Source organism: Pseudomonas sp. LS_2, assembly GCF_042709235.1.
Taxonomy (GTDB): Bacteria; Pseudomonadota; Gammaproteobacteria; order Pseudomonadales; family Pseudomonadaceae; genus Aquipseudomonas.
Window position 1 is genome coordinate 54,164 of the sequence record NZ_JAVAYC010000024.1, and the last position, 19,593, is coordinate 73,756.

Annotated in this window: 14 protein-coding genes; 7 read left to right on the forward strand and 7 right to left on the reverse strand. The window is 64.3% G+C overall.

Annotated features, from left to right (window positions below):
* Positions 1–30 precede the first annotated feature (30 nt).
* The 7 genes from RAC97_RS19380 (at position 31) to RAC97_RS19410 (ending at position 12,109) form a co-directional block, all read left to right on the forward strand.
* Complete coding sequence (locus RAC97_RS19380; protein ID WP_375101203.1) at positions 31–3,291, forward strand: amino acid adenylation domain-containing protein; 3,261 nt, start codon at positions 31–33, stop codon at positions 3,289–3,291.
* Entirely contained in the window at positions 3,284–6,892 is a 3,609-nt protein-coding gene (locus RAC97_RS19385; protein WP_375101202.1) for a beta-ketoacyl synthase N-terminal-like domain-containing protein, read from the forward strand. The genes RAC97_RS19380 and RAC97_RS19385 overlap by 8 nt, the downstream gene beginning before the upstream one ends.
* Positions 6,876–8,150 carry a polyketide synthase gene (locus RAC97_RS19390; protein ID WP_375101201.1) on the forward strand — a complete coding sequence of 425 codons (1,275 nt, stop codon included), beginning with the start codon at positions 6,876–6,878 and terminating at the stop codon, positions 8,148–8,150. Before RAC97_RS19385 ends, RAC97_RS19390 begins: the two co-directional genes overlap by 17 nt.
* Before the next feature lie 36 nt (positions 8,151–8,186).
* Positions 8,187–9,845: an aminotransferase class III-fold pyridoxal phosphate-dependent enzyme gene (locus RAC97_RS19395; RefSeq protein WP_375101200.1), complete on the forward strand. Its 1,659-nt coding sequence runs from the start codon at positions 8,187–8,189 to the stop codon at positions 9,843–9,845.
* Positions 9,846–9,913: 68 nt separating this feature from the next.
* A complete protein-coding gene (locus RAC97_RS19400; protein ID WP_375101199.1) occupies positions 9,914–10,423 on the forward strand; it encodes a hypothetical protein in 510 nt (169 codons plus the stop codon).
* Positions 10,424–10,469: 46 nt separating this feature from the next.
* Positions 10,470–11,351 (forward strand): hypothetical protein, encoded by an 882-nt coding sequence (locus tag RAC97_RS19405; RefSeq protein ID WP_375101198.1) that lies wholly within the window; start codon positions 10,470–10,472, stop codon positions 11,349–11,351.
* Positions 11,348–12,109, forward strand: a complete 762-nt coding sequence (locus tag RAC97_RS19410; protein ID WP_375101197.1) for a creatininase family protein — start codon at positions 11,348–11,350, stop codon at positions 12,107–12,109. Before RAC97_RS19405 ends, RAC97_RS19410 begins: the two co-directional genes overlap by 4 nt.
* 40 nt (positions 12,110–12,149) lie before the next feature.
* On the opposite strand, the gene RAC97_RS19415 is transcribed toward RAC97_RS19410, so the two are convergent.
* From RAC97_RS19415 to RAC97_RS19445, 7 genes are all read right to left on the reverse strand, one after another.
* Positions 12,150–12,893, reverse strand: a complete 744-nt coding sequence (locus RAC97_RS19415) for a thioesterase II family protein (protein ID WP_375101196.1) — start codon at positions 12,891–12,893, stop codon at positions 12,150–12,152.
* Positions 12,894–12,942: 49 nt separating this feature from the next.
* Positions 12,943–13,572, reverse strand: a complete 630-nt coding sequence (locus RAC97_RS19420) for a DUF1062 domain-containing protein (RefSeq protein ID WP_375101195.1) — start codon at positions 13,570–13,572, stop codon at positions 12,943–12,945.
* Positions 13,573–13,806: 234 nt separating this feature from the next.
* Complete coding sequence (locus tag RAC97_RS19425; RefSeq protein WP_375101194.1) at positions 13,807–14,805, reverse strand: sulfate ABC transporter substrate-binding protein; 999 nt, start codon at positions 14,803–14,805, stop codon at positions 13,807–13,809.
* A 117-nt stretch (positions 14,806–14,922) separates the two neighbouring features.
* Positions 14,923–15,744 (reverse strand): ion transporter, encoded by an 822-nt coding sequence (locus RAC97_RS19430; RefSeq protein WP_375101193.1) that lies wholly within the window; start codon positions 15,742–15,744, stop codon positions 14,923–14,925.
* Positions 15,745–15,788: 44 nt separating this feature from the next.
* Entirely contained in the window at positions 15,789–16,664 is an 876-nt protein-coding gene (locus tag RAC97_RS19435) for an urea transporter (RefSeq protein WP_375101192.1), read from the reverse strand.
* A gap of 214 nt (positions 16,665–16,878) precedes the next feature.
* Positions 16,879–18,294, reverse strand: a complete 1,416-nt coding sequence (gene pyk, locus RAC97_RS19440; protein ID WP_375101191.1) for a pyruvate kinase — start codon at positions 18,292–18,294, stop codon at positions 16,879–16,881.
* Positions 18,291–19,565, reverse strand: a complete 1,275-nt coding sequence (locus tag RAC97_RS19445) for a glycerate kinase (protein ID WP_375101190.1) — start codon at positions 19,563–19,565, stop codon at positions 18,291–18,293. Before RAC97_RS19445 ends, pyk begins: the two co-directional genes overlap by 4 nt.
* Positions 19,566–19,593: the final 28 nt, after the last annotated feature.

Genomic DNA, 19,593 nt, shown 5'->3' on the forward strand with positions numbered 1-19,593 from the left:
ATGGCCCATTACAAGGAGTTTGTACCGTTCATGGATACTTCGAAAACACTGGCGACATGCTTGACCCCGCAGGAGCGTGCGCAATGGTTGATGGCGCGGATGCAGCCGCAAGACACGCGCTACAACATCGGCCTGGCCATTTGCATCGATGGTAACCTGCAACGCCAGGCACTGCACTTTGCCTGGCAGCGCCTGGTGGCAGGCCATGAGATTCTGCGCACCACTTATTCCGGCGACGCTGGCGTGCCCGTGGCGGTCTGCCTCCCGGGGCTGCAAGCGCCGCTGTCGTTCTTCGATGACTCCGCCCTCGACGACATGGCCCTCAAGGCGAGCACCGACGCCTGGTTCGACTCGCCCTTCGACCTGGCCCATGGCCCTTGCCTACGCCTGGCGTGCTTCGTCCGAGGTGCGGGCAGCCAGGTGTTGGTGCTGTGCGCGCACCACATCATTGCGGACTTCACCTCGTTGGGCCTGTTGCTCGATGAGCTGGAGGCGCTCTACCTGGATGAGATCGGCAGCGAAGCCGAGCACTGGCGCGACACGCCCATGCCGTTCAGCGACTACCGTCGCCAGGTGTGTGCGACAGCTGACCGGCAGCCCAGTGCAAGCCAGGCGCATTGGCTGCACTACCTGGAAAACGCCCCTGCGCCACTCGAATGGCCGGACCACTGGCGCCAGGGCGCCAGCGGTGCGGCCAGCCACTACCTGACCCTGGACGGCGAGCGCCTGCGTGGGGTCCGGCGCTGGGTGGAGAACACCGGGGCGTCGCTGTACGCGGTGGTCCTCGCAACCTGGGCGGTGGCGGTCAGCAGGGCGTGCGCGCAGCCGCAGATCATGGTCGGCATGCCCATGTCGATGCGTGACTCAGCGTCTGCTCGCACCCTGGGCAGCCTGTTCAACGTGCTGCCCTTGCGGGTCTGTGCGCAAGGGTCGCTGCGGGCGTTGATACGGGCCATCCGCAATGACCTGCACAGGGCGCTGGACCACCGTGACTTCGACCTCGGCGCCGCACTGGAAACCCTGGTGCTGCCCCGGCCCGAGGGGCGCAACCCACTGTTCCAGACCACCGTCAACCTGCTTGGCCAGGCCGAACACTCGCGCTGGCTGGCCTTGCAGATGGCGGGTGCGGATGCCCAGGCCGGTTGGGCAGGGCTGCGTGCTGCGCCCTGGCCGCTGGCGCAACAACAAGGGCAGGTGGATATCGCCCTGGAACTGGTCGATGCACACGAGCGCTTGCGCTGCGTGATCAAGGCCGATCAGCGCACGTTTTCCGCCTCGGGCCTTGAGCGCTTCGCCGCGCACTGGCTGGCCACCGTCGATGCATTGCTGGGGGCGCAAGGTGATGTCGATTGCGCCGCATCTATGGCCTGCGAGGCCGACTACAACAGCGTCCCCGGGCCGCTGAACAGCCTGCCCAGCGCGAGCGCACCTGCGCCCACGCTGGTGGCCTGGTTCGATAGGCAGGCAAGCCGATATTCCGACGCGCCCGCGTTGCGCGACGAGGCGGGCGCCCTGGATTACCGCGGCACCCAGGACCGCAGCGTGAAACTTGCCCGGCACCTGGAAACGCTCGGCGTAGTGCCGGGCGACCGGGTCGGCGTGCTGCTTGCCCCCGGCATCGATGCGTTGCTGGCCATGCTTGCGGTGATGCGTGCGGGGGCTGCCTATGTTCCCCTGGACCCCAGCCTGCCGAGCGAGCGCCTGGCACTGATCGTACGCAGCTCGGCAATCGCCGTGGTGGTCGCCGACGGCCAGTTGCCGTTGCTCGATGAGCTGGGTGTGCGTGGCTGTCAAGTAGGCGCCTGCACCCACGACGACCTGACGGCCGCGTTGCCGTTGTTAGACCGCAGCACGCCCGATACCTGTGCCTACAGCGTGTTCACCTCCGGCTCTACCGGCCAACCCAAGGGCATCGATGTGGCCCAGGCCAACGTGGTGGCGTTGCTCGCGTCGATGTACCACGCGCTGCAGATGCCGGAGCAGTTGGTCTGGAGCTGGTCGCATTCCGCCAGCTTCGACCTGTCCGTCTGGGAAATCTGGGGTGCGCTGTGTTCAGGCGGATGCCTGCTGGTCATCCCGCCCAGCGCGCGCTCGCGTCCTGACGTGCTGCTCGAATGGCTGATCCGGCATCAGGTCGGGGTGATCACCCAGACGCCTTCCGGGCTGCGGCAGTTGTCGGCGGACTTCCTCCAGCATTCGTCGCGGCTCGTTGCGCAGCACTGGGTGGTGTGTGGCGAAGCCTTGCCCGGCGCGGTGGCCCGGCAGTACCTGAGCGACCGTTGGGCCTTGTGGAACCTCTACGGCCCGGCGGAAACCACGGTGTTCGCAACTCTGGAGCGGGTGACACCAGCGCTTGCCGATGAGGCGATCGTTCCCATCGGCCGACCACTGTCATTGGCCACGGCGTACCTGCGCGAGGGTGAAACCTGCCCTGCCAAGGGGACGCTTGGCGAAATCGTGATCGGCGGGGCAGGGGTATCGCTGGGGTATGTCGGGTTGGCGCAGCAGAACCGTGAACGCTTCATCGTCGACCCTTATCGCCAGGACGCGATCGCCTACCGCACCGGCGACTTGGGGTATTGGGACGGCGAGCGCCTGCGCTTCGCTGGCCGGATCGACGAGCAGGTCAAGTTCAATGGCTACCGCATCGAGCTGGGCGAAATCGAGCGGTGCCTGGAGACGCGTGCAGAAGTACGGCAGGCGGCGGTGCTGCTGGAAGAGGTGGCTGGGCACATGCGCCTGGTGGCGCTGGTGAGCTGCCATGACGCGGTCGCAGGCTTCGACGAAAAAGCGCTGCGCGAGTACCTGCGAGACAAGTTACCAGGCTACATGCAGCCCACCCGCGTACTGCCGGTGGCGCAGCTGCCGCTGAACCGGCATGCCAAGCTCGATCGCAAGGCCGCACGCCACCTGCTCGAGACCCTTGCGCCCAGTACCGCCCCCGCAGTGGCCGATGTCGATGGCTGGCGCGAGCGGGTCGTGGCTATCTGGGCATCCGTGCTGGGGCGTCCCGAGGTGGGGCTGGACGATGCATTCTTTGACCTGGGCGGTAATTCGATGGCCCTGCTCGAAGTGCATGCCCAACTGCAACGCTGGCCCGAGGCGCAGCACCTGCGCCCCTCCGACCTGTTCCGCTGGGTGACGCCGAGGATGCTGGCCAACGCCCTTCAAGGCGATGCCGTCGTCACGGCCGAGGCCGCGTCCATGGGGCTGGCTCGGCGCAGCGCTGCATTGCAGCGGCGCAGGCAACTGACCGAGGCGAACCTCGCCGAAGGGGGCTGCCATGAATGACCAGGCCATCGCCATCATCGGCATGAGCTGCCGCCTGCCCGCAGCGCTTGACGCACAGGCGCTGTGGCGTAACTTGCTGGCCGGCAAGGTCTGCTCCACCCGTTACGACGCGGCGCAATTGCGGCGCATGGGGGTAAGCGATGCCTTGATCGACGACCCAGCTTTCGTGCCCGTCGATGCGCGGCTGGCCGATGCCGACCAGTTCGACCCCGAGTTCTTCGCCATGAGCCAGCGCGAGGCGCAATTGCTCGACCCGCAGCATCGCCTGCTGCTGGAGTGCGCCTGGGAGTTGACCCAGACCACCGGCCTGGGCAACCCGCTGCGTCGCCCGCGCATCGGCCTGTTCGCTGGCTGTTCGCTCAATACCTACCTGCTCAATGTGATCGGCGGGGAGTGCGACCTGATGTCGGCGGCCGGTACCGAGCGGATGCTGGCCAACGACAAGGACTACATGACCGCTCGCGTGTCCTACAAGTTGGGGCTGGAGGGGCCGAGTGTCAGTGTCCAGACCGGCTGTTCGTCTTCGTTGAGTGCTGTGCACCTGGCGGTCAACAGCCTGCTGCTGGGCGAGTGTGAGATTGCCTTCGCCGGCGGGGTCTCGTTTCATGCCTTGGCCCGCCCCGGGTACCTCTATCAACCGGGCCTGATGTTCTCCCGCGACGGCAGTTGCCGACCGTTCGACGCCCAGGCCAGCGGCACCTTCTTCGGCGACGGCGTGGGCCTGGTGGCCCTGCGGCCATTGGAAGATGCCTTGCTGGCCGGTGACAGCATCCAGGCGGTGATCCTCGGTTCGGCAGCGAACAACGACGGTGCCGGTCGCGCCGGATTCACCGCGCCAGGGGGCGACGGCCAGCGGCAACTGATTCTCCAGGCGCTGGCGCTGGCCCAGGTCGATGCACAGTCCATCGGCATGATCGAAGCCCATGGCACCGCAACCTCGCTGGGCGACCCGGTGGAGTTCGACGCCCTGTGCCGGGCCTTCGCGCAGCACACCGAGCGCCAGGGCTTCTGTGCACTAGGCTCAATCAAGGCCAACGTGGGGCACCTGGCCGCTGCGGCAGGCTTTGCTGGCCTGGCTCGCGGGGTGTTGTCGGTGAGCCATGGCTGCATCCCGCCTCACCCTACCTTCGAACGTGCCAACCCGGCCTGCGACCTGGCGCGCAGCCCGTTCCTGATCAATACCCGGCCGATGGAATGGCCCCAGGCGCCGGTGCGCCGCGCTGGGGTGAGTTCGTTCGGGGCTGGTGGCAGCAACGTCCACCTGGTGCTCGAGCAGGCACCTGCGCGGGCTGTTCAGGTGGCGCTGGGGCAACCGCAGGTGGTGGTGCTCAGCGGGCGTGACCAGGCGGATGTGCATACCGTGGCCGATGCCTTGGCCGAGCAGGTGGCTCGAGAGCCGGGCCTTGCGCTCGAACAGGTGGCCCGTGGTTTTGCCGAGGGGCGTGCCAGCCTTGCGTGGCGTGCGGTGCTCGAGGTTAGCGACCTGTCGCAGTTGAGGCATGAGGTGCAGGCGCGGCGTTTTCGTGTGACGAAGGTGCACGCCGAGCCGCGATCGCTCTGCATTGCAGTGAACGAGCCACTGATGCAGGCCATGGCGCAAGAGCCCGGCTATCAGCTTTGCCTGCGCCAGTTGCCTGACCAGGGCCAGGCGCGCCTCGAGGCATTGGCGCGTTTTCTCGGGCAACTGCTGCCCGGGCACGTGCTGGTGTTCGCCTTGGAGGCGTCTGACAGCGTCCTCGATGTGGACCTGCCTCGCGCCGATGAGCACCCTCAAGCTGACGCGCTGCTCGACCTCAACACCTGTGGGCACTCTCTGCGTGCGGGGTTGGGGCGCTTCTGGGCGCAGGGTGGCCGGGTGGACTGGGCGCTGCTTCGCGCTGGCCGTCTGGTGGCCCACCGCGAACTGCCGTTCGCACCCTTGCGCCCAAGGCGTTGCTGGTTCACTCCGGAGGCGCCCAACGAAGTCGCTGCACCGCGCCGCGCGGCGACAGTGTATGTGGAGCAGTGGGCTCAGCAGGGGCTGCTGCACGGCTTCGCCTCAACCCAGGTGCCGGAAACCCTGCAACTGCTGGGCGCCAGCCAAGGCCTGGGCCAGGCGTTGCGTGACGCCCTGGGGCGCAAGGGTGTGCGCACCATGGATGACGACCTGGGCGTGGCCAGCGACGCACGGGTGATCTGGTTGCTCGACGAGCGGGCGGTCGAGCTGGACGCGCCGAGCTTGGCGTGGCGCGTGTGCGAGCAGATCAGGCAGTTCATCGAACAGGGCCGCGAGGCGCTAGAGCTGGTGCTGATTGGTGCAGGCTTCGTCGACCCGCTGGCGGCAGGCAACGTGCGAGTGGGCGCCAGTGCGGCGCTGGCCTGCGTGGCGGCCATCGGTCATGAACACCCGGCGCTGAACATCCGGGTCGTCGATGTGCCTGCGGCGCTGCTCGATGAGCCAGGCCAGGCCCAAGACCTGGCCGAGGTGGTGCTGCGTAGCCGCGCATTGCCACGGCTCTGCGCCTTGCGCTCTGGGCATGTGTGGACGCGTGAGCACGAGGTGCTGCCTGTGCTTGCAGGCACGTCCGAGGGCGATGGGCCGCTGGTCTGCCTGGTCAGCGGTGGGCTGGGTACGGTGGGCTTCGGCATGGCCAGCTACCTGGCCCGTCACCACGGCGCCGACCTGGTGCTGGTGCAACGGCCGGACTCGGGCGACAGCGCCCGCCGCCAACTGCGCCAGCAACGTTTGCAGGCGCTGCGCGACCTGGGGGTACGGGTAGACGTGGTCGACGCCGACATCACCGAGCGCGATGCCCTGTTCGCGGCGCTTGCGCAGTTGCAAGCCGAAGGCGTCGAGCCCAATGCCTTCGTGCATGCGGCCGGACCGTCGGGCAACCTCACCCAGCAATGGTTGATGCGTTCGACGGCGCAGCAGTGGCAAACGCTGCTGGCCGCCAAATGGCAAGGTGCCTGCCTGCTGCATGAGTGGTTCAGCGACCGGCCGACGCGTTTTGGCTGCTTCGTTTCCTCGCTGGCCGTGCTGGCGGGCGGACTGGGCCTTGCGCCCTACGCGGCGGCCAACGAAGCGTGTGCCTACTGGCACCATCGCGGCAGCACGCAGAGGCCTTATTTCGCCATCGACTGGGATGGCTGGGAGGGCTGGGAACACAGCGAGGGCTTCACCTATGGCGAAGGTCGTGGCACTGGGCTGGCCGCCGCCGAGGTCGAGCAGGTGCTCGCCGCTATTTTCTCGGCTCTGGGGCGCTATCGCCGTTTCATCGTTTCCACTACGCCGCTGGCGGCACGTCTGAACCCTGGTGCTCAGGCCGCCGTGGTAGCGGCAACGGCGCAGCCGAACAAGCAATTGTGCGATGTCGAGGAAATGACGCAAGTGTGGCAACAGGTGCTGCACGGCCAGGTCACTGCCGAGGCCAATTTCTTCGACCTGGGCGGCGACTCGCTGGTCGGCAGCGAGCTGATCCGGCAGGTCAATCTGCGCTTTGGCGTGAGCTTGTCGATGGTCGATCTGTTCGAGTTTTCCAACGCCCGCGCACTGGCCGCGCAGGTGGTGGCACGCCAGGGTGAAGCCAGAGAAGGAGATGAGCATGAACAACCTCGATGACATCGCGGTGGTCAGCATGGCCGGGCGTTTTCCCGGCGCTGAAGATTGCGACGCGCTGTGGCAGGCGATCTGCGAGGCGCAAGAACTGGTAGAGACGTACCCAACGACGCAACGGTCCGATCATGGCGACGGGGTGTTCGTGCCGCGTGGGGCGTTTCTCCACGCACCGGAGCAGTTCGATGCTGGCGCGTTTCGCTACACCCCCCGCGAGGCCTCGCGCATGGACCCGCAACAGCGCCAATGCCTGGTACTGTGCCAGGCGGCGTTGCACGCGGCGGGGTATCGGTCCGGTCGCGAGGCTGGCCATTGTGGCGTGTTCGTCGGTACGCGCGCCGACACCTGGCATGACCAGCAGACACAGGATGACCGCGGCGCGTCCGATGCCATGCTCACCCTGGGGGGGCGTAGCAGCGACGCGATGGCCACGCGGGTCGCCTACAAGCTCGACTGCACCGGGCCTGCGATCAACGTGGCGAACTTCTGCTCGGGTTCGCTGCTGGCGGTGCACCTGGCATGTGCCAGCCTGCGCGCTGGCGAGTGCGACCTGGCGTTGGCCGGCGGGGTGTGCGTGCGTTACCCGGCGCACGTCGGCTATGTCCACCACGAGGGCGGCATCTTGTCGCGCTCAGGGCGGGTCAGGGCGTTCGACACACGTGCCGATGGCACCTTGTTTGCCGATGCGGCGGCGTTCGTCGGCCTGCGCCGGTTGCGCGATGCCAGGCGCGACGGCAACCCCGTGCTGGCGGTGATCAAGGGCTCGGCGGTGAACAATGATGGCCTGGAGAAGGCCGGCTATACCGCGCCGAATGTCAAGGCCCAGGAGCGAGTCATCCGCGAGGCGATGCAGCGCGCCGGTGTACTGCCGGAGCAGATCGGCCTGATCGAAGCCCATGGTACGGGTACGCCGGTCGGGGACGCCGTCGAGCTGCGGGCACTGTCGCGCATTTTCGAAGGCGTCGCGGCACGCAGCTGTGCACTGGGTTCGGTCAAGGCCACGCTTGGGCATGCCGACTGCGCCTCGGGCATCGTCGGGCTGGTCAAGGCGATACAGGCTGTGCGCTGGGGCGTGCTGCCCGCGACCAGCCATTGCGAACAACCCTGCGCCGAACTGCTCGACCCGGCGTCGCCATTCGATGTCAATGGCAGCAGCCGCGCTTGGGAAAAGGCGCCGCAGGAACGTCTGGCCGGGGTGAGTTCTTTCGGTATAGGCGGCACCAACGTGCACGTCGTGATCGGCGGCGCCGCGCAGCTGAATTGAGAAACGCTGGTTGTCATTCTAAGGAGGGAAGTATTGATGCATACCGTGCAATCCAGGGAACAGGACCTGATCGAAGTATTTGCTCAGGCCTTCGGCCTACCGACGGCGGCGGTCGACATCGACGCGCCGTTGACCGAAATGGGCGCCGATTCATTGCAGCTGTTCGAGGTGCTGGCGCCGATTCAGCGGCAGTTCGGGGTGAAGCTGTCGGTTCGCCAGTTTTTCGCCGAGCTGCAAACCATTCGCCAGTTGAGCGAGCACCTGCGTGATCAACCCGACCAAGCCGCAGCCGAGTCGGTTTCGGCCGAGCGTGCCAGTGGCGCCTTCAAGTGGATGCGCCGCAGTGCGGAACCGGTCGAGTCTCAGGTCCGTGAGCGCTACCTGGCGGATTTCATTCCACGTTACAACCAGCGCACCGCGCAATCCAAGGCGCATGCCTCGGCCGTGCGTCAGCGGATCGCCGACAGTCGTTCGGGCATCGGCTTCAAAGGTTCGGTGAAAGAGCTGCTGTACCCCTTGGTGTGCACGGAGTTCGACGGCGTCAGGGTACGCGACCTCGATGGAAACGATTACATCGACATGACCATGGGCTTTGGCACGCACCTGTTCGGCCATGCGCCGGCGTTCGTGACCCGTGCGGTCGAGCAGCAGCTCGAGCAGGGCTTTGGCCTGGGCGCGCGCAATGCGACAGCACTGGACGTGGCGCAGTTGCTGTGCGAGATCACCGGCATGGACCGCGTTGCCTTCGTCAACAGCGGCACCGAGGCAATCATGAACGCCGTGCGGGCGGCGCGCGCGGCGACCGGGCGTAACCATGTGGTGATGTTCTCCAGTAGCTACCATGGCCATTGGGACGCAGTGTTGGCCAGTGCCGACCCCACACGCTCGGGGGCGACCTACCCGGTGTCCATCGGTATCCCTGAAGGCATGGTGGCCGATGTCTCGGTGTTCGAGTTCGGTTCCGAGGCGGCGCTGGCGTTTCTTGCCAGCCATGGCCAGCAGGTGGCTGCGGTACTGATTGAGCCGGTACCCACCCGTGACCCAGGGCTTGCCGACCCGGGCTACTTGCGTGCCTTGCGCGACGCAGCGCGGGCGGTCGGGGCGTTATTGATCTTCGATGAGATCGTCACCGGGTTTCGTGTGCACCCGGCGGGTATACAGGGCTTGTTCGGCATCGACGCTGACCTTGTGACCTATGGCAAGACCATCGGCGGTGGCATGCCGTTGGGTGTGGTCGCCGGGCGCAAGGGCACCCTCGACGCCATCGATGGCGGCCCCTGGCAGTACGGCGATGCCAGCTTCCCGGCCGTGGAGCCGACCTTCTTCGGCGGTACGTTCTTCCAGCACCCCTTGGCCATGGCCACCGCCAAGGCTTCGCTGCTGGAGGTGAAGCATCGCGGTGTGGCGTTCACCGACGCACTCACCGCGCGTACCCAAGCGTTCACGGCGCGCCTGAACGACCTCTTCTCGACGTACCAGGTGGCCATCGAGGCGCGCAGTTTTTCCTCCTTCATGCGCTTGGTGCACCGGGAGAACATGGACCTTCTCTACTACAACCTGCTTCTTCGTGGCGTCTACATCTGGGAGTGGCGCTGCTGGTTCATCAGCGCCGAGCACCAGGATCAGCACCTGGACCAGGTCTACCAGGCCTTCGTCGAAAGCCTCGAAGAGTTGCGAGAACAAGGACTGATCTAGCTATTTGGACGATGGCCATGTCGGCCATCGTTACCTGCTCACCTAGAGAGCCAACAAGGAGTGTTCTCATGCCATTGCGTAACCTGAAAGTCTTCATCGGCGGTCCCATCCAGTTCGCCATCCGCCAGGACGGGTTCGACCAGGCGCTCAAGCAGACCATCGAGCTGGCGGTAGAGGCCGTGCGCGATCTCAATGGCCAGGTACTGTCGGCGCACCTGGCCGAAAGGTTCGGTGTCGACACGCCGGACTTCACGCCGGAAATGGTGTCGCGCCGAGATTTTGCCTGGATGCAGGAGTGCGATGTGTTCATGCCCATCCTGCCGGTACTACCCAATGGCGAGCTGCTGCGCACCGACGGCACGCACATCGAACTGGGCTGGGCCTCGGCCTTGCGCCGCCCGGTGTTGCTGCTGACCGAACTGCCGCTCGTCGACAGCGCCAGCCACTTGCTCAAAGGTTTGGAGCAGATCGGCAAGGTCGCCAAGCTCGATGTGCGGGCGTTTCGCGCCAACCCCTGGCAGATCGGGGAGATCTTCCAGGAAATGCTTGCCGAGCAGGCATGCCCGGTACAGGCGTGAGCGACTTCACGTGCCCTTTGGCGTTTTTGATCACAAGGATGCAGTGATGAACAATCGTGGACAGCACAGCACGTATTCGGTGCTCGGCATGCAACTGACGTCGCCGTTGATCGTAGGTTCGGGGCTGTTGACCGACCAGGCCAGGAACATCCGCCAGCTACTGGCGCGTGGGGCCGGCGCGGTGGTTACGAAGACCATCTTCCCCGGCTGTGAGAAAACCCATGCCGAGCGAATCTACGCCCTCGACACCGGCATGTTGAACAACACCACCTACTCCAAGCGCTCGGTCGCCGATTGGCTGGTGCTGCTGGGGCAGTTCCGCCAAGAGGGCCTGGCGGTCATCGCGTCCATTCATGCGGTCTCGCCCGAGGCCCTGGGCGAGTTGGCCGAACAGGTGGCCCAGGTCAGCGATTGCCCGCTGGAACTGGGCATCTCCTGCCTGCATGCCGAGGATGTCACCGAAGACACGCCTGAGCGGGTCGAGGCCTATGCGCATGCGGTCCGCCAGCGTACTCGTGCGCCCTTCGCCGTCAAGCTGGCACTCGGCCAGGGCCTGTACGAACGCGCCCAGGCCGCGCAGCGTGGCGGCGCCGCCGCGTTGACCTTGAGCGATACCATTTCCGGGCTGGCGTTCGACAGCGAGTGCAAGGACGTGGTGTTGGGTGGGGTGTGCGGCTATTCCGGCGCGGGGATCAAGCCGCTGGTGCTCGCCGCGATCTTCGAGCTGCGCCAGCGCGGCTTCACTTTGCCGATCATGGGCTGTGGTGGGGTGGGCAGTGGTCGCGATGTACATGAGTACCAGTTGGCCGGTGCCCAGACTGTGCAGGTGTATTCGGCTTTGCACCAGGACATGTTCGACACCCTTGGGCGAATCACCGATGAGTACTTCGCGCTGGCCCAGGCGCCTGCCAGGAGGGTGGCCGGATGAGCGAGCACACCGTGGAGCTGTTCAGTGAACTGACCAGCAAGGAAGTGCGCCAGGCGGTCGAAGGGCGAGTGTTGGTCTGGCCGGTCGGTGGTATCGAGCAACACGGCCCGCACCTGCCGCTGAACGTCGATGCCTTGATCCCTGAGGCGTTCGCCAAGGCCGCGTGCATCGACCAGCAGGCGATCATGCTGCCCTTGTTGCCGATTTCGGTGCGTTCGCTGCCGCAGAGTGGGGGAGGGTTGCAGTTTCCCGGCACGGTCTTCGTCGAAGGGGGCACCTTCATCGATTACCTGGAGCAATCGCTTCGCAGCCTGGCGAGCTTGCCGTTTCGGCAACTGGTGATCATCAACGGCCACTACGAAAACGAGGGGTTCATCTTCGAGGCATTGGACAAGGTTCGCGGCCAAGGCGTCCTCGGACAACGCTCAGTGCTTGCCTTCAGTTGGTGGAGCCTGGTCGATGAGCGGTGGGTGGCCGAGCATTTGCCGGAGTTCCCGGGTTGGCATGCGGAACATGCCGGCATCACCGAAACCAGCCTGATGCTGCACCTGCACCCGCACCTGGTACGGGCTGAACGGCCGGACCATGAGCATCCGCCGCGGTGTGGTGTCTACCAGCTGCCGCTGAGGGCCGATGCATCGACCGAGGGGGTGCTGTCGAAGACCTCGACGGCGAGTGCCGACATCGGCAAGCGTTTGTTTGGCCATGTTCGCCAGCAGATTCGAGACCTGCTCGCCGAGGTTGAGGATCGCGTGTAACACGTGCGCCGGCAGCGAGTGCCGGCGCGTTTCACCGCAATCATGCAGGCTGCTGTGAGGTACTCAGCAGTAGCTGGCGAAGCTCGCCAAGGAAGTGTACGGGGGGGTGTTCGGTAAAGAAGTGATCGCCTTCCACACTGGCCAACCGGAAGCTACCCGATGTCAGGTCTTTCCAGGGCCGCATCATGCCTTGGTCGACGATACGGTCCTGACGACCATGAAAGGCCAGTATGGGGCAATCTATGATTAGGCTGGGGTCGAACTGCCAACTTCGGCACAGGGCGAAGTCGGCTTGCAGGATCGGCAGGAACAACGAGGCAAGTTCTGGATTGTGCAGTACTTCCAGGCAGGCAGGGTTGAACTCGCCGAGTCGCTTGATGGCGGTATTCGGGTCAGTGTCATTTATTTGCGGAAGGTATTTTCGGAAGGCCGGGTGAGCACTGGAACAGATGACCAGGCATTCCGGTTCCATGGCGTCACCCAAGTGCTTTAGTTGTTGCGCCAACTGGTAAATCAACCAACCGCCCATGCTGGTACCCAGCAAGGCGAAGCGACAACCCTGAAAATGGTGAAGTTCATCCGCCAGTAACTCGGTCAGGAGTGCCATGCGTGTGACCAGAGGCATGGTTATATGTTGGCCGCGCCCTGGAAGTTGCACGGGGTGTACCACAATGCCCTCGAGTTCGGGGCCATTCCAGCGGTTGTAGAAGTCGGCATTGCCACCCGCATAGGGGAAGCACAATAGATTTAGTTTTTCACGGTCGGCCGTTTTTGAAAACAGCATGACAGGGTTCCTCATCCTTGAAGCGTTGGGTAACTGAAAGCCATTGAGTTCAGGAAACTTCTACGTCGGCCGGTGTGTTCACGAACGGTGGGTCGAGCTGGTAGAGCCGCGTCAGGTTCAGGTGCAGGGTCAAGCTGTGCTTGATCTTGCGATTCAGTTCGGCCGGGGTCAGCCCGACCAATACCCCTTCATCCAGCAGACGCGCAACCTGGCTGCGCGAGAGGCACAGCTTGCGCGTGAGGATATTGATGAGGCGTACCGGGATGACCTGCTCGAAGTCGATGGTGATGCTCAGTTGTTCGACGCCAGAGAGCGCGTAGGGGGAGGGGCCGAGGATGTCGTAAGGTGGGGTGGGCCCCAGCTCGGCGTTGTTGCGCTTCAATAAACTGTAGTCGTAAGCACAGCGACGGACTTCGTCGAGGTCGTTATGCAAATAGCGTTGATGAATATCGGGGTCTAGCTTGTTGGTATTAATGCGTTCGTAAATGTCAATGTTCCAAGTGTAGTCACACTTTTCGCATTTGTAGATATTCCAGACGTCGAGGTTTTTTTTCTGGGCATTGACCCGGAAGGTGCCGGCGGGAAGAAAGAGTTTTTTGGTTTCGCAAGAAGGGCAGCGCTTGGTAATGGGTTGATAGCCGAGCGGCATTATCAACCAATTGACATGTCCATTTGTCATTGGGTTGATCCTGTTTGAATTGTCGGCGGTACCTTAGCGCGTTATTTTTTTTTCGACAAGACACTCGGAAAGTGATTTCTATGCTGGATGTTTCTGCATGTAAGAGATATCTTACTTTGCTGTAAGTTATTATGTTTGTTGTAGCTAAGATAAAGGCTGTTTGTAGTGCGAAAATTAGTCTCATCCAAATGAATAAGGGGGCAAGACGCCCCCTTATTCATTTGGATTGTTTATTTACGGGTTGGTGTAGATTTGGTCGAACACACCACCGTCGTTGAAGTGGGTCTTCTGCACGGTGCGCCAGTCGCCGAAGGTCTTCTCGACCGACAGGAACTCGACTTTCGGGAAGCGATCGGTGTACTTGGCCAGTACGGTCGCGTCACGCGGGCGCAGGTAGTTGTTCGCGGCGATTTCCTGGGCCGCCGGCGACCACAGGTACTTCAGATACTCCTCGGCCACGGCCTGGGTCCCTTTCTTGGCGACCACCTTGTCGACCACGCTGACCGGCGGCTCGGCCTCGGCCGACACGCTTGGGTAGACCACTTCGAACTGGTCGCGGCCGAACTCGCGGGCGATCATTTCGGCCTCGTTCTCGAAGGTCACCAGCACGTCGCCGATCTGGTTGGTCATGAAAGTAGTAGTGGCGGCGCGGCCACCGGTATCGAGCACCGGCGCCTGCTTGAACAGCTTGCCGACGAATGCCTTGGCCTTGGTTTCGTCACCGCCCTGCTTGAGCACGTAGCCCCAGGCCGAGAGGTAGGTGTAGCGGCCATTACCCGAGGTCTTGGGGTTGGGCACGATCACTTGTACGCCGTCCTTGAGCAGGTCGGGCCAGTCCTTCAGGGCCTTGGGGTTGCCCTTGCGCACGATGAACACGGTGGCCGAGGTGAACGGCGCACTGTTGTTCGGCAGGCGGGTCACCCAGTCGTCCGGTACCAGCTTGCCGTTGTCGTTCAGGGCGTTGATGTCGGTGGCCATGTTCATGGTGATGACGTCAGCCGGCAGGCCATCGATCACTGCCCGCGCTTGCTTGCTGGAGCCGCCGAAGGACATTTGAACGTTGACCTTTTCCTTGTGCTCGGCTTCCCAGTGCTTCTGGAACGCGGGGTTGTAGTCTTTGTAGAAGTCACGCATCACGTCGTAGGAAACGTTCAGCAGGGTGGGCGCTGCCTGGGCCATGTTGCCCAGGGCCAGGCCTGCGGCCAGCAGCGAGGCAGTGAAGAGTTTTTTCACGACGCGGTCCTTGTTCTTTGGGGGTTAACGGCATTTTGCCAGCGACTATAGCGGGTCGCCGGCAGGCGTTTAAAGAACAAAAAACGCTTTGTTTATAACGGCCATCGCAGCGCAGGCTCACTGCTTGGGGAAAAGCGCATTCCCACACCGCGAACAGAACGCTGCACCGTGTTCGTGGCTCTTCTTCGCGCAGGTCGGGCAGTCGTGCTGTAACTGCTCTGCGCGCATGGCATTGGCCAGCTCAGCGGTGAAAATGCCAGTAGGTACGGCGATGATCGAGTAACCGGTAATCATCACCAGCGACGACAACACCTGCCCCAGTGGGGTTTTCGGCACGATGTCGCCGAAGCCCACCGTAGTGAGGGTGACGATGGCCCAGTAGATGCCCTTGGGAATGCTGGTGAAGCCATGCTCGGGGCCTTCGATGACGTACATCAAGGTGCCGAACACGGTCACCAGGGTGGAAACGCTGACCAGGAACACGATGATTTTCTGCTTACTGCCCCGCAGCGCCGCCAGCAGGTAGTGCGCCTGCTTGAGGTAAGGGCTGAGTTTGAGCACGCGGAAGATCCGCAACAGGCGGATGACACGGATGATGAGCAGGTATTGGGCGTCGCTGTAGTACAGCGCCAGGATGCCCGGCAGGATCGCCAGCAGGTCGACCAGCCCGTAGAAACTGAAAGCATAACGCAGTGGCTTGGGCGAGCAGTACAGCCGGGTGAGGTATTCGGCGAGGAAGATCGCGGTGAAGCCCCATTCGATGCCTGCCAGCAGGCCGGCGTAGCGCTGGTGCACTTCGTCGATGCTGTCCAGGATCACGGTCACCAGGCTGGCGAGGATGATCAGCAGCAGGAGCTTGTCGAAGCGTCGGCCGGCGGCGGTGTCGGTCTGGAAAACGATGGTGTAGAGGCGTTCGCGCAGGCTCGCTGGGGTGTCCATGGGCTCTGTCCGTTAGGCGGTGGGCAGAGCCTAGGAGGTGGCTTTCAGCTATGCAAGCGGTGGGCGCCACGGCGTTGGTGGGACTTTGCCAGGTGAGTGCCCAGGTGCATCAGCCAACAAGCGAGCACGAACGGTGCGGTCAACCCGGCAATGGGCATCAACGTGAGCAGCGATTGCAGTAACAGGGCCAGGGCAATGGCCAGCAAGCTCACCCAGGGCCGCTCGCCCATACGGCTGAAGGCCAAGGCTGCCAGCGCCGCGTTGAACCCGTACAACCCTAGCCATGCAGCCTGAGCCTCACCGGCCAGCAGCGCCACGCTACCGCCGACCATCGAGCCGATCACCGCCCAGGTGGCGGCGTAGGGGTGGGCGACGTACAGGCCGATGACGATCAACAGCCCGGCCATGGGCATGTCGAGCAGAAAGATCTGCCCCACCCCGCGCAGCAGGGCATACAGAGGGTCGGCTTCGACGTATACGCTGGCGGAAGGTTCGGCGATCAGCAGCACGCCCCAACCCAACAGCACGAACGGCGCGGTATAGGCCATCAGCAGCTTGCCGCCACGCCTGCGCCATTGGTGGGTGATGATGCTCGACAGGCCGCCAGCGGCGATGATCAAGGGTGGCAGGATCGCCGACCAGGGCAACACGGTGGCGATGAGGATGCCGATCAGCACGCCGTTGTAGCAGTACAACCCCGCCTGGCGGTCGGCGCGGTCGTAGCCGCGGCGCTGGGCGGTGAGCAGGCCCGAGAGTGCGCCGAGCAGGGCGCCGCCGACCAGGTCGGGGGCGGTCAGCAGAATGGCCAGCAGGCAGCATAGGCCGCACAGCGGGTTGCGCAGCAGCAGCACTTGGCTGAAGCCGTTGAGCAGTGCCGTGGCCCAGTCGGGGCACGGGTTGACGAAATTTTTGGTGTACATGGGCAGTCAGTGAGGTTGGAAGGGCAGCGGTGGGCCTCTTTGGGCCTCGGGTTTTCCGCGTTGTTTGCTGGGGCAGTGTTTCTGGGTTGGGTTTGTGGTGGCTGTACCGGCCCCTTCGCGGGTAAACCCGCTCCCACAGGTTCAGCGCAAGCCAGCGAGCGACCCTAAACCTGTGGGAGCGGGCTTGCCCGCGAAGGGGCCTACAGCACCACCATCAAACCAACGTCTCGATCCGCAGCGTATTGGTCGTGCCCGGTTTGCCGAACGGCACGCCCGCGGTAATCAGCAATGTGTCCCCCCGGCTGGCCATGCCCTGGGCCTGGGCGATTTCCAGCGCCGTCGAGCAAATCTCATCGACCTGGCGCAGGCGGTCGTTGACCACCGAGTGCACGCCCCAGGCCACGCTCAAACGCCGGGCCGTGTTCAGGTTCGGTGTCAGGTTGAGAATCGGCGCCCGTGGCCGCTCGCGCGCCGCACGCAGGGTCGAGGCGCCCGACTCGCTGTAGTTGACCAACACCGCCACTGGCAAGATGCCGCTGATACGACGGATCGCGCAGCTGATGGCATCCGATACCGTGGCCTCGGCCTTGGGCCGGCCAACGTCGAGCTGGGCCTGGTAGTCCGGGCCGTTTTCCACCTGGCGGATGATCTTGCTCATCATCTGCACCGCTTCCAGCGGGTAGTCGCCCGAGGCGGTCTCGGCTGACAGCATCACCGCATCGGCACCCTCGGCCACGGCATTGGCCACGTCGGTGACCTCGGCGCGGGTCGGGGCGGGGGAGAAACGCATCGACTCGAGCATCTGCGTGGCCACCACCACTGGCTTGCCCAGCTGGCGGCAGGTGCCGATGATGCGCTTTTGAATCTGCGGCACGCTTTCGGCCGGCACTTCCACACCCAGGTCGCCACGGGCCACCATGATCGCGTCGGACAGCTCGGCGATGGCCTGCAACTGCTCCACCGCCGAGGGCTTCTCGATCTTGGCCATCAGGTAGGCGCGATCGCCGATCAGTTGGCGCGCCTCGACGATGTCCTCCGCTCGCTGCACGAACGACAGCGCCACCCAGTCCACACCCAGCTCCAGGCCAAAAGCCAGGTCGCGACGGTCTTTTTCGGTGAGTGGCGAGAGGTCGAGCACCGCCTGGGGCACGTTCACGCCCTTGCGGTCGGACAGCTCGCCGCCGTTGAGCACTTCGGTGTCGATGGCGTCAGCGTGCTTGGCGGTCACCCGCAGGCGTAGCTTGCCGTCGTCCAGCAGCAGGTCCATGCCGGGCTCCAGCGCGGCGATGATCTCGGGGTGCGGCAGGTTGACCCGGCGCGCATCGCCGGGGGCTTTGTCGAGGTCCAGACGCAGGGCCTGGCCGCGTTGCAACTGCACCTTGCCCTCGGCGAAGCGGCCTACGCGCAGCTTCGGCCCTTGCAGGTCCATGAGGATGCCCAGCGGGTAGTTCAGTTGCTGCTCGACTTCGCGGATCCACTGGTAGCGCAGGGCATGGTCGGCGTGCTCACCATGGCTGAAGTTCAGGCGGAAGATGTTCACCCCGGCTTCGACCAGGTGGCGGATATCGTCGATGCCGTCGATCGCAGGGCCAAGGGTGGCGAGGATCTTTACTTTTTTATCAGGCGTCATGATGGCGAGGTCTCGAGGATCAGGATGGCGCGAAAGTCGTTGACGTTGGTGCGGGTCGGCTCGGTGACGATCAGCGCATCGAGGGCGGCGAAGTAGCCGTAGCCATTGTTGTTGTCCAGCTCGTCGCTGGCCGATAGGCCCAGGGCTTCGGCGCGAGCGTAGCTACCTGGGGTCATGAGGGCGCCGGCGTTTTCTTCCGAACCATCGATGCCGTCGGTGTCGCCGGCCAAGGCATATACCCCTGGCAAGCCCTTGAGGTTTTCGGTCAGGCTGAGCAGGAACTCGGCATTGCGCCCGCCACGGCCATTGCCGCGTACGGTCACGGTGGTCTCGCCGCCGGAGAGGATCACGCAGGGCGCCTTGAGCGGCTGGCCGTGCTGCACGATCTGCCGGGCGATACCGGCGTGCACCTTGGCCACCTCGCGTGATTCGCCTTCCAGGTCGCCGAGAATCAGCGGGCTGAAGCCTGCCTGACGGCATTTCACTGCCGCGGCCTCCAGCGACTGTTGGGGCTTGGCGATCAGTTGGAAGTGGCTGCGCGCCAGTGCCGGGTCGCCGGCCTTGACGGTTTCCGAGGCCGGGTCGTTGAGCCAGTCGATCACCGCTTTCGGGGCTTCGATGTTGTAGCGCTTGAGAATCGCCAAGGCATCGGCCGAGGTGCTTGGGTCAGCTACGGTAGGGCCGGAAGCGATGACCGTGGCCAGGTCGCCGGGCACGTCCGAGATTGCATAGGTGTAGACCGTGGCCGGCCAGCAGGCCTTGGCCAGGCGGCCGCCCTTGATTGCCGAGAGGTGCTTGCGCACGCAGTTCATCTCGCCAATGGTGGCGCCGGACTTGAGCAGGGCCTTGTTGATCTGCTGCTTGTCGGCCAGGGTCAGGCCGGCGGCGGGCAGGGCCAGCAACGCCGAGCCACCGCCGGAGAGCAGGAAGATCACGCGGTCTTTTTCGCTCAGGTCGCTGACCATTTCCAGCACCCGCTTGGCCACTGCCAAGCCTGCGGCATCGGGGACCGGGTGGGCGGCTTCGACGACTTCGATCTTCTGGCAGTTGGCACCGTGGCCGTAGCGGGTGACGACCAGGCCAGAGACCTCGCCTTGCCAGCTTTTCTCGACCACTTCGGCCATGGCGGCGGCAGCTTTGCCGGCGCCGATGACGATGACCCGGCCGCTGCGGTCGGCGGGCAGGTAGGGTTCCAGAACCTGGCGTGGGTGAGCGGCGGCGATGGCTGTGTCGAACAGCTCGCGCAGTAGGTGTTGCGGATCGACCGACATGGCAGGCTCCCAAATTTCTTGTTGTTTT